The sequence below is a fragment of the Sandaracinus amylolyticus genome (genome assembly GCF_000737325.1).
Taxonomy (GTDB): Bacteria; Myxococcota_A; Polyangia; order Polyangiales; family Sandaracinaceae; genus Sandaracinus; species Sandaracinus amylolyticus.
This window is the reverse complement of sequence record NZ_CP011125.1, coordinates 7204192-7220610: the sequence shown is the minus strand read 5'-3', so window position 1 is coordinate 7220610 and position 16419 is coordinate 7204192. Positions and strand designations below refer to the sequence as shown.

General features: G+C 72.5%; 12 protein-coding genes. 4 read left to right on the top strand and 8 right to left on the bottom strand.

Going from position 1 to position 16419, the window contains the following annotated elements:
• Positions 1-37: 37 nt before the first annotated feature.
• From DB32_RS30610 to DB32_RS30600, 3 genes are read right to left on the bottom strand one after another with little or no spacing between them, the layout of a single operon-like run.
• Positions 38-1117, bottom strand: a complete 1080-nt coding sequence (locus DB32_RS30610) for a hypothetical protein (RefSeq protein ID WP_053236190.1) — start codon at positions 1115-1117, stop codon at positions 38-40.
• Positions 1101-2315: a FecR family protein gene (locus DB32_RS30605; RefSeq protein WP_205627090.1), complete on the bottom strand. Its 1215-nt coding sequence runs from the start codon at positions 2313-2315 to the stop codon at positions 1101-1103. Before DB32_RS30605 ends, DB32_RS30610 begins: the two co-directional genes overlap by 17 nt.
• 19 nt (positions 2316-2334) lie before the next feature.
• Positions 2335-2898 carry an RNA polymerase sigma factor gene (locus DB32_RS30600; RefSeq protein WP_053236188.1) on the bottom strand — a complete coding sequence of 188 codons (564 nt, stop codon included), beginning with the start codon at positions 2896-2898 and terminating at the stop codon, positions 2335-2337.
• Positions 2899-3017: 119 nt separating this feature from the next.
• On the opposite strand from DB32_RS30600, the gene ruvA reads away from it, so the two are divergent.
• The 3 genes from ruvA to DB32_RS30585 are packed head-to-tail and all read left to right on the top strand — an operon-like array spanning position 3018 to position 6723.
• Positions 3018-3635 (top strand): Holliday junction branch migration protein RuvA, encoded by a 618-nt coding sequence (gene ruvA / locus DB32_RS30595; protein ID WP_053236187.1) that lies wholly within the window; start codon positions 3018-3020, stop codon positions 3633-3635.
• 5 nt (positions 3636-3640) lie between these two features.
• Positions 3641-4726, top strand: coding sequence for a Holliday junction branch migration DNA helicase RuvB (gene ruvB / locus DB32_RS30590; protein ID WP_083457965.1), 1086 nt, complete (start codon positions 3641-3643; stop codon positions 4724-4726).
• Positions 4727-4755: 29 nt separating this feature from the next.
• On the top strand, positions 4756-6723 hold the full coding sequence (locus DB32_RS30585; protein ID WP_053236186.1) for a hypothetical protein: 1968 nt from the start codon (positions 4756-4758) through the stop codon (positions 6721-6723).
• Positions 6724-6778: 55 nt separating this feature from the next.
• On the opposite strand, the gene DB32_RS30580 is transcribed toward DB32_RS30585, so the two are convergent.
• Genes DB32_RS30580 through DB32_RS30565 form a run of 4 tightly spaced genes read right to left on the bottom strand, consistent with a single transcriptional unit; the run spans position 6779 to position 11545 of the window.
• A complete protein-coding gene (locus DB32_RS30580; RefSeq protein WP_053236185.1) occupies positions 6779-7603 on the bottom strand; it encodes a hypothetical protein in 825 nt (274 codons plus the stop codon).
• Complete coding sequence (locus DB32_RS30575; protein ID WP_053236184.1) at positions 7600-9171, bottom strand: TolB family protein; 1572 nt, start codon at positions 9169-9171, stop codon at positions 7600-7602. The genes DB32_RS30580 and DB32_RS30575 overlap by 4 nt, the downstream gene beginning before the upstream one ends.
• Positions 9172-9206: 35 nt before the next feature.
• Positions 9207-10037 carry a hypothetical protein gene (locus DB32_RS30570; protein WP_053236183.1) on the bottom strand — a complete coding sequence of 277 codons (831 nt, stop codon included), beginning with the start codon at positions 10035-10037 and terminating at the stop codon, positions 9207-9209.
• Positions 10034-11545, bottom strand: a complete 1512-nt coding sequence (locus DB32_RS30565) for a TolB-like translocation protein (RefSeq protein ID WP_053236182.1) — start codon at positions 11543-11545, stop codon at positions 10034-10036. The genes DB32_RS30570 and DB32_RS30565 overlap by 4 nt, the downstream gene beginning before the upstream one ends.
• Before the next feature lie 402 nt (positions 11546-11947).
• On the opposite strand from DB32_RS30565, the gene hflX reads away from it, so the two are divergent.
• A complete protein-coding gene (gene hflX, locus DB32_RS45790; protein ID WP_083457963.1) occupies positions 11948-14101 on the top strand; it encodes a GTPase HflX in 2154 nt (717 codons plus the stop codon).
• Between the two features lie 47 nt (positions 14102-14148).
• Here hflX and DB32_RS30555 read toward each other — a convergent pair whose 3' ends face one another.
• A complete protein-coding gene (locus tag DB32_RS30555; protein ID WP_169791611.1) occupies positions 14149-16221 on the bottom strand; it encodes a Kelch repeat-containing protein in 2073 nt (690 codons plus the stop codon).
• Positions 16222-16419 lie beyond the last annotated feature (198 nt).

The window sequence follows — 16419 nt, the reverse complement described above, 5'->3', positions numbered from 1 at the left end:
ACACGGAACCCTCTTTTTGTCCCCAACGCGCGCGAGATCATTCGGGACGTACTTCGAACCCGAGCGTGATCGAGAGCTGCCCGTCGCCGACGCGGGCCACGGTTTCGCCCGTGGATCCCAGCGTTCCGTAGAGCGGGAGCGTGATCCACGCGAGCTCGATCCCCACGTGCAGGTACGCCGATGCGACGATGTGCAGCGAGATGTGCGTCGCGGTGACGACCCCGAGGAGCGGCCCGTTCTGCTCCGCACCACCGATGCCGCGCTCGCCCTCGCCGACCATCCAGCCGTAGCCTGCGCGTCCGCCGAGGCCGAAGTCCGCGTGGTGCAGACCGAACGGCACGCGGAGCGCGAGCAGCGCGTTCGCCCACGCCACCGTCATCCGCACGAGCCCAGTCTCGCCGACTGTCACCGAGCCCTGCTCGCCGCGCACGTCGATGCTCATCGCGAGCGGCGCGTAGAGCTCGAGATCGACGCCGAGCCCACCCCCGCCCGAGAAGTGCAGCGGATCGCCGGACACGCGCCCCACGCCGATCGCGCGCACGCCGAACGGACGCGCGCGCGGCCGCTCCGGCGGCGTCTCCTCGACGCGCACCACCTCCGCGCCGGGCAACCGTCCGCGCGCGATCGCGAGCGCCACCGCGCGCGCCTCGTCACCGCCGTGCGCGCCGACCTCGACCACCTCGGGATCGCGCCGCATCCCGAGCTCGATCCAGCTCGCCGCGAGCAGCTCGGCGAGCGCGAGCGCGACCAGGCGGGAGCGCCCCGACTCGGGCGACGCCGCGAGATCGATCGAGCGCTCGAGGTGCTTGGCGGTGAGCGGCTCGTCGACGGCGAGCGACACGCGCGTGCCGTCGGCGTCGGTGCACGTCGCGCGCACCCGGCTCGCTTCGGGATCGGTCGGAAGCGCGTCGAGATCCGCGTCCGCGCCGAGCTCGACGCCGAGGATGCGATGCACGACCTCGGGATCGATCCCGGCGCACGCCTCGACCTCCAGCGCGACGCGTGGGCCGGTGATCGTGCTGGTGTCCTGCGCTCGTGCGGCGAGAGGGATCGAGAGCGCGCACACGATCGCGATGATCGTGCTGCGAGCGAGCGTCGCGCTACTCGATGCCTCCATAGCGCCGCACGGCGCTCGCGCGGAGCCCGTGTGGATGCAGGCGAAGGTACTCCAGCGCGCGTTCGCGCGCCTGTTCTGCGTCACCGGCGCGGTGCCACGCCTCGACCTCGCGCGCGAGCGCGTCCTGCGCGAGCGAGCCGTCGGGCGCCATCGCGCGACACTGCGCGAACGCCGCGGCGGCGTCGCTCGGACGCCCGAGCTGCTGCAGGAGCACGCGGCCCAGCGTGAACGCGACCATCGGCGCGCGCGGATCACCGCGGCCCACGGCGAGCGCGCGGCGCAGGTACGCGAGCGACTCGCTCGGATGTCCCGAGAGGCGCGCCACGTCGGCGGCCTGCATGAGCGCCTCGAGATCCCGCGACGGCAGCACCGACGAGTCGGCGAGCAGGAGCCCGTAGCCTTCGTCGAAGCGGCCCTGCTCGGCGAGCGCGCGCCACTCCGCGAGCTCGACCTCCGGCGCGAGCTCGGGCTCTTCGTCCGTCGGCTCGACGCGCTCGACGGCGCGCGCGCGACGATCGCGCGGACGCGGCGCCGGCTCGTGCGCGGGCTCGTCGACGACGATCGCCCTCGCGATCTCTTCCGCCTCGACGACCGGCGCGGGCGCGCTCGTCGGCTCGCTCGCGACCGTGACCGTCGCCATCGCGCGCGGGAACGCGTCGCTCTCGCCCGCGCCCAGCACTGCGCTCCCGTCGGGCTCCCACGAGACCTGCACGCGCCCGCGCTCGACCTCGACGCTCGCGCCCGCGCCCTCGCGCCGCACCGTGAACACGGTCCCGAGCACCGTCACGACGACCTCGCCCGCGCGCACGCGGAAGCGACGCGGCAGCCCGGGCGTGACCTCGAAGCGACCACCGCCGCGCACCACGTCCACGACGATCTCGTCGTCTCGCACCGACGCGACCACGAGCTCCGAGCTCGCGTCGAGCGGCGTCGCCACCGAGCCCTCGGCAAAGCGGAGCACACCGTGCCCCTCGCCCGGCGTGGCGTGCGCGATCGCGCCGGGCTCGTGCGTCGCGGCTGGCGTGTGTCGCACGCCGAGGATCAGCAGGAACCCCGCGGCGAACGCGACCACGCCCGCACCCAGCGCGCCGCGCGCGAGCGTGCGACGACGCTGCCGCGCGCTCGCACGTTCCGCGAGATGCGCGGCCCTCGCCGCGTCCCACTCGATGCTCACGTGCTGCTTCGCCGCACGCGTCATCTGCCGAAGCGTCGCGCGCTCAGACATCGCCCAGCTCTCCCCCCATGACCGCGTGCGCCGCCGCGATCCGCCGCTTGACCGTCGCGAGCGAGCACCCGCAGAGCTCGGCCACTCGCTCGAGCTGTTCCCCTTCGAGGTGTCGCAATGTCCAAGCGAGCCGCTCTTCGGTCGGCAAGGTGTCGAGCATCCGATACAGATCCGCGATCATCACGCGCTCCGCGGACGAGGCGGTCTCGTCCACGATCTCTCCGTAGTCCGCGCCCTCGTCCACGCCGAGGAAGCGCATCATCCGTCGCTTGCGCAGCACTCGACGTGCCTTACGCACCGTCAGCGTGCCCAACCAGGCCTTCGCCGCGCCGGGATCGCGCAGCCGCTCCATCCCGCGCACCGCGTCCAGGAAGACGTCCTGCACGAGGTCGTCGACGTCCTCGGGCCGCCCGAGGATGCGCATCCCGATCCACGCGACGTAGCGGCCGTACGCCCGGAACGCCGACGCGAGATCCACCGGCGCCACCACGGGCAGCCGGCCCGAGACGTCCGCCGGGATCTCTCCCGAGGCCTTCGCGCCCTCGTGCGACTCCACGACGGGATCGCTAGGGCTGATCAGGCGCAGACGCCGCGGTGTCTCCCGGCTCACACCGTAGTTGTGTCCCGGCTCCCCTCGGACGGCTCACATGATCGTCTGCGTGGTACTGTCCGCGCGTGATCGGGCGTCTTCGCGGGCAGATCGTGGATCGGGGGGTCGACGGAACGGTGGTCCTCGACGTCGCGGGCGTCGGGTACGAGGTGTCGGTGCCGCTCGGCGCGCTGGGGCGCCTCCCCACTCCGCCCGAAGCCGTGACGCTGCACGTCCACACCCACGTGCGCGAGGACGCGATCGCGCTGTTCGGGTTCGCCACACCCGAGGATCGCGCGGCGTTCCGCACGCTGATGACGGTCTCGTCGATCGGCCCGAAGCTCGCGCTCGCGGTGCTCTCGCACCTCGACGCGCGTGGCCTCGCCGACGCCGTCGCGCGCCAAGATCCCAGTCGTTTCAAGGGGATCCCCGGGGTCGGCAAGAAGATCGCGGACCGCCTGGTGCTCGAGCTGCGCGACAAGCTCGGGTTCGTCACCGCGGGCTCGTCGTCGGGCAGCGTCGGCGCGCCGATCGCGATGCCGATCCCGATCCCGAGCGGCCCGCTGGGCCAGGTCGCGTCGGCGCTGGTCTCGATGGGCTTCAAGCCCGGCGAGGCGGAGCGCGCGGTCGCCGCGATCACGCCGGGCGCCGACGGCAAGTCGGTGGACGTGCTGCTGCGCGAAGCGCTCTCGTCGCTGGGTTGACGTCGATGGCGACCAAGAAGAAGACGCCCAAGTCCGCTCGAAGCAGCGAGTCGAGCGCGAGCGAGGTCGAGCGCCCGCAGAACCTGCTCGAGGCCGCGCCCGCCGGGGACGAGGAGAGCCGCCTCGACGCGAGCCTGCGCCCGACGCGCTTCGAGGAGTTCGTCGGCCAGCCGAAGCTCGTCGAGAACCTGCGCGTCTACGTGCACGCCGCGCGCGCCCGCGGCGGCCCGCTCGACCACACGCTGTTCTTCGGCCCGCCCGGCCTCGGCAAGACGACGCTCGCGAACATCCTCGCGGCCGAGCTCGGCGTGACGCTGCACCTCGCGCACGGCCCGGCGATCGAGCACAAGGGCCAGCTCGCGGCGCTGCTCACGAAGCTCGGCGAGCGCGACGTGCTCTTCATCGACGAGATCCATCGTCTCTCGTCGGTCGTCGAAGAGAACCTCTACACGGCGATGGAGGACTTCCGCATCGACGTCGTGCACGGCGACGGACCGATGGCGAACACGCTGCAGATCCCGATCGCGCCGTTCACGCTCGTCGGCGCGACGACGCGCACCGGGCTGCTCACGGGGCCGTTGCTCTCGCGCTTCGGCATCGAGGCGCGCCTCGACTACTACGACCCGTCCGATCTCGCGCGCATCGTGCGGCGCAGCGCGGGGATCCTCGACGTGCGCATCGTCGAGGAGGCGTGCCTCGAGATCGCGCGACGCGCGCGCGGCACGCCGCGCATCGCGAACCGCCTGCTCCGTCGTGCGCGCGACTTCGCGGAGGTGCTCGGCGACGGCAAGCTCGACGCGAAGACCGCGCGCGCCGCGCTCGAGCGCCTCGAGGTCGACGAGCTCGGGCTGGACGAGATGAACCGCCGATTCCTGCGCGCGATCATCGAGTTCTACGGCGGTGGACCGGTGGGGATCGAAGCGCTCGCGGCGACGCTGAGCGAGCCGCGCGACACGCTCGAGGACGTGATCGAGCCGTACCTGCTCCAGAACGGGTTCCTCGCGCGCACCGCGCGCGGGCGCATGGCCACCGAGCGCGCGTTCGAGCACCTCGGCCTCAAGGCCAAGAAGAAGCAGGGCACGTTGTTCTGATCTCGCAGCGCGTCGCACGAGGAGGATCGATGACGACGACGAACGCGAAGCGACCGACCGTGCAGCGCATGGTGCTCTTCAAGCACGGCGTCGCGCACGTCGAGCGCGGCGGGCCGTGCGAGGGATCCTTCGAGCTCTCCTTCGAGCGCGAGGAGATGAAGGACGTGCTCAAGTCGCTCGCGGTGTGGGTCGCCGCGGGTGACGCGCGTCCCACCGCGATCGCGTTCGACAAGCCCGACGATCCCGAGCGCGCGCTCGCGGCGCGCGGGCTCGTCCTGCCGCCCGAGGAGAGCTTCTCCGCGCTGCTCACCGCGTTCCGCGGTCGTCGGGTCAGCGTGAAGGAGGACCAGACCACGATCACCGGCGAGGTGATCGGCCTCGAGATGCGCCGCGTCGATCAGGGCGTGCGACCGCTCGTCGCGCTGCGGGTCGAGCGCGGCGCGATCCGCGTCGTCGATCTCGAGCGCGTGCGCGAGGTGCTCCTCGACGATCCCGTCGCGGCCGCGGATCTCGAACTGCTGCTCGACCGACGTCGCGCCGCGTCGAGCCACGAGCGTCGCTCGGTGCGCATCGGCGTCGACGGACGCGCCGACGATCTGCGCGTCTCGTACGTCGTGCCCGCGCCGGTGTGGCGCGTGTCCTATCGCATCGTCGCCGCCGCGACGGAGACCGTCGTCTCCGCGTGGGCGATCGTGCACAACCCGCTCGACGAGGACGTCGAGGACGTCGCGCTCACGCTCACGACGGGACAGCCGATCTCGTTCGACATCGATCTCTACCGACCGAAGACCGTGCAGCGCGTGGTCGTCGAGGAGAGCTCGCGCGCGGCGTCCGCGCCCACGCAGTACGAGCGCGCGCCGCGCGTCGCCAAGGCGCTCGCCCCGGCCGCGGCGCCCGCCGGGTTCGGTGGCCCGCCGGCCGCGCCGATGATGGCCGCGGTGGCCGCGCCTCCTCCTCCGCCGCAGCCGGGCATGCCCGCGCAGGCGATGTTCCAGGCCGCCGACGGCGCCGCGCTGCTCGAGGATCGCGGCGAGCTCTTCGAGTACCGCATCGCGCAGCCGATCACGCTTCCGCGCGGCGGCTCCGCGCTCGCGCCGCTGCTCGCGGCTCCGGCGGAGGCGCGCAAGGAGCGCATCTGGCGCGCGGGCACGCCTCCGACGCCCGACCTCGTGCTCTCGTTCGACAACCACACCGGCGCGGTGCTCGAAGAAGGCCCCGCGGTGATCTACGACGAGGGCGTGTACGCGGGCGAAGCGATGGTCCCGTACACGGTGCGCGGCGCCTCGGTGAAGCTCGCGTACGCGAAGGATCTCGCCGTGCGCTGCAAGCACGAGAGCAGCACGCGCTGGGTCGCGACCGGCGTGCGCCTCGCGGATCGCTTCCTCGCGGAGGAGCAGCGAATCGAGGATCGCCACGTCCTCCGCGCCGACAGCGATCACGACGAAGAGGTCGAGGTCGTCTTCGAGCTGCCGAAGCGCAACGAGCGGCGTCTCGCCGACCGCACCGCGAAGCCGTTCGAGGAGACCGCGTCGTGGCGCCGCTTCCGCGCGAAGGTGCCGCCGCGCGGTCACGTCGAGCTCGAGGTCGTCGAGCTCGGCCACGGCTCGCGCCGCATCGAGTACGCGAGCCTCTCGCCCGCACAGCTGAGCGAGTGGCTGCGCGTCGGCGTGCTCGAGGGACCGCTCGCCGACGCCCTCTCCGAGATCGTCTCCGCATGGGCCGAGGCGACCGCGCACGACGCGCGCGCGCACCAGCTCGAGCAGCAGCGCGCGCAGGTGCAGCAGGGCCAGTCGAAGATCTCCGAGCAGCTGCAGGTGCTGCGCGAGGGCGGCGCCGAGGGCGAGCTCCGGCTGCGCTACGTGCGCGAGCTCGGGCAGGCGCAGGATCGCGTCAACGCGCTCGAGCAGGACGCCGCGAGCGCGCGGGCCGCCGCGGACGCCGCGCGAAAGCGGGCCGAAACGCGCCTGGCGCAGGTGCTCGGCCGCCCGCCGCGATGAAACTGAGCCCGACTCACTTCCTCGGCATGCAGACGTGCACGAAGCTTCGGCTCGCTCACGGCAATTGGCAGATGTCCCCAGCGCAGGTCAGTCCCGGACCACAGGCACGCTCGCCCTCACAACAGGGCATCTCGAAGTCGCCGCATCGGCGACAGCGATCGACTCCGTCACTCTCGCTCGCGCAGAGCATGCCAGTCCCGCAGCGCGTCGCGCCCTCGCAGCACGCGCGCCCATCGGCTCCGCACGTCGGTCCGACCACGCACTGAGAGAACGCGTCCCCGGGCGTCGCGACGGTGCACCCGAGGCCCGCGCCGCACTGCGGCCCCTCGTCGCAACAACGCTCGTACTCGCCGCCGCACGGCGGCGGCTCCGACAGGCACTGTCCGAGCGTGCCCGCCTCCGCGAGACAATAGAGGTCACCGTCGCACTCCGCGCCCGGACAGCACTGCTCGCCGAGCGCGCCACAGCGGAGACACGTGCCCTCGTGACAGAGGAAGTCCTCACGGCACGGCGTGCCCTCGAAACAGCACTCGTGCCCTTCCGAGCCGCAGCCCGGCTCGACGCACATCCCGTCCTCGCAGACGGCGTCGATGCCGAGGTGGCAGTACCCCTCTGCGCAGCACGGCAGTCCGATCTCGCCGCAGCCCTGATATCCGCACAGACCGCCCATGCAGGGCAGTCCGCCGCCGCACTCGCCGTCGGCGCAGCAGACCTCGCCCTCTTCGTCGCATCGCGCGCGCGGATCGCCGCCCGCATCGACCGCGATCGACGCGTCGAGTCCGCCGCCGTCGACGGTGCCAGCGTCGGTCTCGCTCGCCGGCTCGGACGAGCATCCGAGCGCCGACGCGAGCACCAGCGCGAGAAGCATGCGCGTCGTCATTCCGGCGCCTCGTAGCAGAAGCCGTCGATGCACTGCTCACCGTCGGGGCAGTCTGCGTCGGTCTCGCATTGCGGCCGCCGCACCGTGAGCGCCCACTCGCCCATCCGGTTGTCGATGCGCCAGCGCTGCGCCGGGACGCGGAACGCGGGGCGCGAGGGATCGTCAGGATCGGCCTCGGGATCGAACGCCGCCATCCAGACCTGCCGCCCTGCGGTGAACTCGTGATCGATCGCGGGCAGCAGCCCGCAGTCGCGCGCCGTCGAGAAGGTGAGCCAGTAGATCCGACGACCGTCGTGCGTGTACGGGCTCGGGTTCCACCGCAGGATCTCGGGCCGCTCGTGGAATCGATCCACGTCCCCGAGCGCGCGGCGCAGGTGCACGTAGCGTCCATCGGAGATGCGCGTCGCGACGAGCAGCGGCGCGAAGGTGCCAGTCGCGTCCTGATCGGTGGAGTCGAGCGCGGTGAATCCGACCCAGTCCGAGTCCGGCGCGAACGAGGGCGAATAAGCACCGATGATGTCGGGCGTCGGGATCTTCCTCGGCGCCTGCCAAGCTCCGTCGACGCGCTCGATCAACATGAGATCGAACACGAACAGGAACCCGCGCATGTCGACCGTCAGGTCGTAGACGATGCGATCTCCGTCGGGCGACCAGTCCGCGGAGTGACCCGGGCCGACGTCGAATTCCTCCACGACGCTGCCGTCGTGGACGATCTGGATCGTGCGGGTGTCGGGCAGATCCGCGAGCTGCGAGCTCAGCAGCAGATCGTGCTCGGGCCCGTACCGCGCGACGTATCCGACCTCCGACACGAACGGCGCGTCGATCTCCGCGCGCGTGACGACGTCGAACACACGCGTGATCACGTCGGTGTCGCTGCCGACCGAGCTGATCGCGATCCGCGTTCCATCGCGCGACACCGAGTGCGTCGTGAAGAGCCCGTCGGTGTCGAGGAATCGCTCCGCGCTACGACGCGCGAGGCCCAGCTCGTGCCGGCGGATCGAAGGAGGGGAGTCCGTCGCCGACGAATAATAGAGGCCGCCTTCGATCGGCTCGTCGGCGAGCTCGAGCTCGATCGCCGCCGAGGGCTCGGTCACGCGATCTCCGGCGAGCCCGCGGATCGTGATGGAGTAGGGCCCCGCCGCGCGCCGCGCCGCGACCTCTTCCCACACCTCGCTCCACGGCTGGAACACGCACCCGTCGCCCACCGGCGCGCACCGCGTGTACACGACGACCGACGGCATCCCGCCCTGCGCGAACGTCACCTCGAACGCCTGCACCACGGCGACGCGGAAGTGGATGTCGATCCCGAGCATGTTCGGCGGGACGAGCGTGCCAGTCTCCGGATAGACGATCTCCGGCGCGGCGATCGACGCGGGAGACGCAGTGCGGAATTGCTCTCTCGTCTCCTCGCCGAATCCCTCGTCGAAGAAGACTCGATACGAGAGCCCCGCGTCGACGCCGGAGTCCGCCGCCCCCGAGTCGCTCGCTCCCGCATCGGAGCCGTCGTCGCTCGAGGAACAAGCTACGACGCAGATCGCGAGACACGCGCACAGACATCGCATCGTCATGTCACCGCTCCAATACCTGTCCGGGCTCGCTCTCCTCACGGCGCGAGCCCGCAGAGACCATCGCTGCACGTGAGTCCCGGACCACACGGAGGATCACCGCCCACGCAGCACGCGAGCCCGTGCTCGCCGCACCGCCGACAGCGGTCCACTCCGTCCTCCGAGCTCGTGCAGTCCATCCCGAGCCCGCACGCCGGCGAGCCCTCGCAACACGCGCGTCCGTCGGAGCCACACGCCGGTCCGGGCAGACAGATCGGCGCGCCGAAGTCCGACGCGACGCAGCCCAGGCCGGCGCCGCACGCGGCGCCCTCCGCGCAGCACTCCGAGCCGAGCTCCCCGCACTGCGGCGGCGCGACGCACACCCACGCTCCGAAGAGGTTCTGCAGGCACTCGATGCCCGCGTCGCAGACCATCCCCGGACAACAGTCCTGATCGGCCGCGCCGCACGGGCCGCAGCGATCGCCGAGGCACGCGAGCCCTTCGTCGCACGGGGTCTCGCCCTCGCAGCACGCCGCGCCATCGGCGCCGCACGGCGCGTCGACGCACGTACCGTCCTCGCACACGCCGCCGGGATCGCACTGATCGAGCTCGCAGCACGGACCGCCGATCGCGCCGCAGCCCGCGCTCGTGCACGTGCCCTCCACGCAGAGCAGCCCTCCGCCGCACGTCGCGCCGAGGCAGCACAGCTCGCCCTCCTCGTCGCAGCGCGCCTGGGGATCCGCGGCGTCGACGCCGGCGTCCGCGATCGCACCGCCGTCGATCGCGGCGTCCGCGATCGCACCTGCGTCCTCGCCCGCGTCGGGCACGTCGTAGAAGCGCGTGCAGCCGCAGAGCGCGACCAGCGCGAGACACAGCGCGCGCCCCCTCATTCCGGCCCCTCCGGGAAGCAGAACCCGTCGACGCACACCTCGCCCGCGGGGCAGTCGTCGTCGTCCTCGCAGGGCTGTCTCCGCGCCTCGGTCGTCCACTCCGCGATGAAGTTGTCGACGTCGCCGCGCTGACCCGGGAAGCGCAGCGCGGGGCGCGACGGATCGTCCGCGTCGGCCTCGGGATCGAACGCCGCGATCCAGATCTGGCGCTCGCCGCCATCGACCACGCCGTGCGCGCGCCCGCTCGAGAACGTGAGCCAGTAGATGCGCCGGCCCTGCTGCAGATACGGGCTCGGGTTCCACCGGATCCACGTCGCGTCGGTGCTCGCACCGAGCGCACGCTGCAGCACCACCGGCGGCACGTCCGATCCGCGCGTCGCGACCAGCACCGATCGCGCGTCGACGCGCCCGGTGTATCCGATCCACTCCGAGTCGGGCGCGAACGCGGGCCCGTGCTCTTCCTCGGTGCCCGCCGTCTCGATCACCGTCGGCGCGCCCCACGCCTCGCCGCTCCGCGCGATGAGCTGCAGCGCGCGCGTCTCCGCGTCGATCGCGCCCTCGAACACCACGCGCGATCCATCGGGCGACCAGTCCGCCGACACGCCCGACACGCCGAACTCGTGCAGCACGCGACCATCGGCGCCCGACACGATGCGCAGCGGGCGATCCATCCCGTCGGCGGGCGGCGGGCTCCCGCTCACCAGCAGATCGTCGGCAGCGCCATACGCAGGGAGCGGCGCGTCGATCTCGCTCGCGAGCACCTGCGAGCGCGTCGCGACGTCGTAGATGCGCGCGCGGAACCCGTTCGTCGCGTCGTACACGCCGACCGCGATGCGCGATCCGTCGCGCGAGATCGCGTGGCATCCGACGCACGTGCCTTCCTCGGTCTGGCTCAGGTAGAGCTCCGAGCTGCGCCGCCCGAGCGCGAAGTCGTAACGACGGATCGACGGCGGATCGGTCGACCAGAAGTAGAGCGCGCCCTGGATCGCTTCCTGCGCGAGCTCGAGCTCCACCCGTTCCGACGGCGCGCTGACGCGCTCTCCCGCGAGCCCGCGCATGCGCATCTCGAACGGGCCCATGTTCCGCCGCGACGCGAGCGCGCTCCACACCTCGTCCCACGGCTGCAGCACGCACCCCGAGCCGACCGGACGGCACCACGCGTACACCACGATCGCGCGCGCGCCGCGCTGCGAGAACGTCAGCTCGAACGTGTCGTAGGTGCGCCCGGTGAAGTGCACGTCGACGCCGACGAGGTTCGGCGGCACGAGCGTGCCGTTCTCGGGATAGACGATGCGCGGCGGCTCGCTCGATGCGGGCATCGCCGACTCGAAGCGCCGCTCGATCGCCTCGTCGAGCCCTTCGTCGAAGAACACGAGGTAGCCGCGGCCCGCATCGGCGCCGGCGTCGAAGGGCGCGATCGACGCGTCCGCGTCGTCACCCGGCGCCTCGACGGTGCACGCGCACAGCGCGATCGCAGCGATGCCGGACGCAAGGGCGACGTCTCGCATGCGTGACAGGAGAACGTCTCCTCCGCTGTGATGCAGCTTAGGACCGATGAATCGCGTCGATTTAATCTCGCTCTCATCTCGCCGCGAACGAGATCCCGCTGGCGCTAGCGCGTGCTCGCGGCCATCCTGCGCCTGGTGTTGAAGTCGCTCCGTTTGCGCTGAGCACCGCGACGCCGTCGCGCGCAACCCGCCGCACGCGCGTCGCGAGCAACCCGCCCGAACCGTCCCTTCCCACCGGAAGGCCCGGGCGCGGTGCATCGCGCAATCGAGGAGCCATCACGTCGCAGACCTCCGAGCTGCCCGCAGCATCTCGTGGACGCTGCGTCGTGTCCCCGAGCGTCGTGCCCACCCGCGTCCGGGTCGTCCCCACGTCCGCGCCATCGCGCGGCGAAGGAGTCCGAGATGACCCGTCCCCGAAGCTCTTCGTCCACCGATCGATCGTCCGACCTCGCCATCCTGCTCGCGCCGAGCGGCGAGGCCTCGTCCTCCGAGCTCGAGCGCCTGCTCGCCGGGCTCGGCATCCGCGTCGCACACACCGTCCCGCTCACGCGCGATCCCGGCGCCGGCAAGCGCGCCGAGGTGCGCGCGAGCATCGACGCGCTGGCGCGCGCGCCCGATCAGCGCGTGCTCGTCGTCGTCGATCGCGCGCTCGATCCCGGAGCACAGCGCGAGCTCGAGATCGAGCTCGACGTGGAGGTGCTCGACCGCACCGCGGTCGTGCTGCGGGTGTTCGAGCAGCGCGCGCGCACCCGCCTCGCGCAGCTCGAGGTCGAGCTCGCGCGGCTCGCCTACGAGATCCCTCGCGTGCGCGACGACGGTGCGCGACGTGATCGCGAGGGCGGCGGTGGAGGTCGCGGCGCGCGCGGCCACACCGAGGTCGAGCTGCGCAAGCAGCAGCTGCGCGAGCGCAGCGCGCGGCTCGAGCGCGAGGTCGAGCGACTGCGCGCCTCGCGCGCGACCCAGGCCGCGGCGCGTCGTGACGTGCCGCGCGTCGCGCTCGTCGGCTACACGAACGCCGGCAAGTCGTCGCTGCTGCGCGCGCTGACGGGCAGCGACGTGCTCGTGGAAGACGCGCTCTTCGCGACGCTCGACACCACGGTGCGCGCGCTCTCGCCCGCGACGACGCCGCGCGTGCTCGTCTCCGACACGGTCGGCTTCATGCGGAACCTCCCGCACGCGCTCGTCGCGTCGTTCCACACGACGCTCGACGAAGCGCGCGACGCGGACCTGCTGCTCCTCGTCGTCGACGCATCGGACCCCGAGCATCGCGAGCAGCTGCGCGTCACGCGCGAGGTGCTCGAGACGATCGGCGCGACGTCCCCCACGCGGATCGTGCTGAGCAAGATCGATCGTGTCGATCCCGAGCGCCGCGCGTCGCTGCTGCGCGAGCTGCCCGGTGCCCTCGCGATCAGCGCGCACGATCCCGCCGACGTGCGCCGACTTCGCGACGCGATCGTCGCGTTCTTCGCGCGGGACGAGGAGCACGACGTGCTCGTCGTTCCGTTCACCGAAGGACGCCTGATGGCGGAGATCCGCGCCGAGGCACACGTCGTCTCCGAGCACCACGACGAGCCCGGCACCGCGCTCGCGGTCCGCGCTCGGCCCGACGTGCTCGAGCGATGGCGCACCGCGCTGCCTCCGCTCCCCGCGATCACGACCGCGGCGGATCTCGTGGGCGCGGCCGCGCGCTACGGGCTCCGCGTCGCGCCCGAGCGTGACGCGCTCGACGCGAGCGGGCTCGACTTCCTCGTGCTCCACGCGCGCGATGACGCGGGCTCGCCGTGGGTCGTCCGCACGCCGCGCCGACCGGACGTGATCGCGTCCGCACAGCGCGAGGCGCGCGTGCTCCGGCTCGTCGCGCCGTCGCTTCCGGCCGCCGTGCCCGAGTGGCGCGTGCACGCGCGCGACGTGATCGCGTACCGGCGGATCGAGGGCACGCCGGGCTGGCGCTTCGACGACGCGGGCGCGCTCCAGTGGGCGTTCGATCCGAGCGCGCCTCCCGACGCGTTCCTCGACACCTACGCGCGCCTGATCGCGTCGCTGCAGTCCATCCCCGTCGATCGCATCCACGACGCGGGCGTGCGCGTCGAAGCGGCCGGCGACGCGCGCGCCGAGCTCGCCCGCGCGATGCACGCGACACGCGACGTGCTCGCGCCGTCCGACGCCGTGTGGTCGCGATGGCAGCGATGGATCGACGACGACGCGTCGTGGCCTGCCCACGTCGCGCTCGCGCACGGCGACCTCCACCCCGGCCATCTGCTCCTCGACGACGCGTCACGCATCACCGGCGTGCTCGACTGGACCGAGGCCCGCGCCACCGATCCGTCGCTCGATCTCGCGATGTTCTTCGGCTGCTACGGGCGCGACGCGCTCGAGTCGGTCGTCGATCGCTTCGCGCGCGCAGGCGGCGTCACCTGGCCCGCGATCGTGTCGCACACGATCGAGCGCTGGGCCGCGTACGCCGTCGTGATCGCGGAGTGGGCGCTGCGCACCGGCGACGACGCGGTGCTCGCGCACGCGCGCCATCACCTCGCGACGATCACCGCATCGACCTGAGCGTCGCGCGGAGGGCGTCTCACCAAGCCGCCCTCCGCGCGCTCCGCTCACTCCGGCAGCGTCACGACGGCGACGCGCGCGACCGGCTCCGCGTCGTGCGTCGACACCAGCACCAGCCGCCCGCGCAGCTCGAACGCGCGCAGGTGCTTCGGCTCGATCGGCAGATCCTCGATCAGCACCGACCACGCGTCGCGCTGCGGGTCGTACACCTCGATCGTGCGATCCGCCGCGAGCCCGCCTTCACCGCGCGACGTGCCGCCGACGAGGTAGAGGCGATCGCCGATCGCGACGAGCTGCGGGTTGAGGCGCGGCGTGCGCGGGCACGTGATCGTGCGCCACGCGCGCGCACGCAGATCGAGCGCCTGACAGTCCTCGACGAGCTGGAACTCGCCGCGCATCCCGCCGACGACGTACATCACGTCGCCGATGCGCGCGCCGCCGAACGCACGACGCGCGCCCTGCATCGCGACGCCGGCGTCCTGCCACTCACCGGTGCTCGCGTCGGCGCGCACGATCTCGGTGAGGTGCCGGAACGCGTCCTCGCCCTCGCGCGCCGGGTCGTAGTCGAGCCCGCCGAGCGCCCACAGCGCGCCTTCGCCGTCCGCGACCAGACCGAACTGCGAACGCGTCACCGGCAGCGCGCTCCACGGCGTCCAGCGATCCTCGTCGAACGAGTACGTGAACGCCTCCGCCTGCGTGCGCGCCTGGCCGGTCGACGGCGTCGTGCCCTCGTGCCCGAACCCGCCGATCGCGATCCCGCGATCCTCGACGGCGACGGTCTGGATCGTCTGTCGCGAGAACGGATAGTCGGCGCGCCGCGTCCACGAGAGCGACGGCAGATCGAGCGCGTGGTGCTCCGCGACGAAGTGCTGCGGCTCGAAGTCGTGCTGCTCGAGCGACACGTTGCCGCCGAAGAAGTGGAGCGCGTCGTCGTGCACGAAGAGCCCCTGGCGGTTCTTCGCGCGCATCGGCGAGTCGATCGTCAGCACCGTCACGCGGGGCGACGTGCGCGGCGAGAGCGCGATCGCCTCCACGTGCGCGGTGCGCGGCGCGTCGACCATCCCGCGGATCCCGCCGATCGCGATCACCTCGTCGTCTCCCCGCGCGACGAGCTGATGGAAGAAGCGCGGGAACATCATCGTGCCCACGCGCTGCCACGCGTCGTCGCCGCCGCGCCACGACCACACCACGCCGTCGCGCCCGCTCGCGATCACACGATCGCCCGCGCGCTCGATCGCGACGCCGAACGCATCACCCGGAAAGTCCGGCCCGCGCGACCACGTGCCGCGCGCCACGTCGAGCACGTCGACGCGCGACGAGATCTCGCCCGCCTCGTCGAGCCCACCGACGACGATCACGCTCTCGCCCAGCGACGCGACGCCGAGCCCACGACGCGCGAACGGCGCCTCGGCCTCGCGCCAGCCGCGCTCCGGATGCGCGAGATCGAGCGCGAGCCAGCTGCGCGCGAACGTCCCCGGCGCCTCGCCCTCGAGCGCCCAGCCGCCCGCGACGACGAGCGTGTCGCCGACCACCGCAGCCTCGTGCGACGAGCGCGGCGACGGCAGCGACGGAAGCGCTTCCCACGATCCGCGCGCGGGATCGAAGCACCCTGCCTCGTCGATCGATCGCAGACGAACGCGCTCGTTCTCGCGCACCGCGCGCATCCCGCCGGTGCGGCACACGCGCGCGCCGTGCGCGACGAGCGCGATGCTCTGCGCGGGCGCGATCTCGGGGAGCGTCTCCCACGACGCGCCGGTGCGCGACAGATCGAGCCGCGAGAACGCGCCCGACTGATCCTCGGGCACGTACGCGTGCGGCGTGCCGTGATAGCCGCCGAGCACGTAGAGCGCGCCGTTCGCCGACGCCGCGCCGAAGCTCGTCACCGCGGTCGGCAGCACCGCGTGGAAGTCGCCCTCGACGCGCGCCGTGGCCGCGCTCGACACGCGCGCATCCGCCGCGCTCTGCCCGCCCGATCCCGCGGCCGGCGTGGCGGTCGCCCGCGCTTCGTCCGCGCGCGGCGAGGCGCCGCCGCAGCCCGACGACAGGGTGCCCACGACGCTGGCCGCGAGCGCGGCCATCACGTGCAACACGTGGATTCGACTCAGTTTACTGCGCTTCACGGCACGCCCTCCGAAGGCGTTCGCGGCGGTCTGCCTGCGAACGATGGACACGTTTTTCTCTTGTCGAGAATGACTCTCAGAGGCACTGTATATGACTATCGTTATCAACTTTCCAGTCGCCACTCGCCTCGCCTGCTCCGGGCCCTCCCGTCCGCGTGCCCCGCACGCTCCCACCAGGGCCCTGCGCGAGCGAGCGCT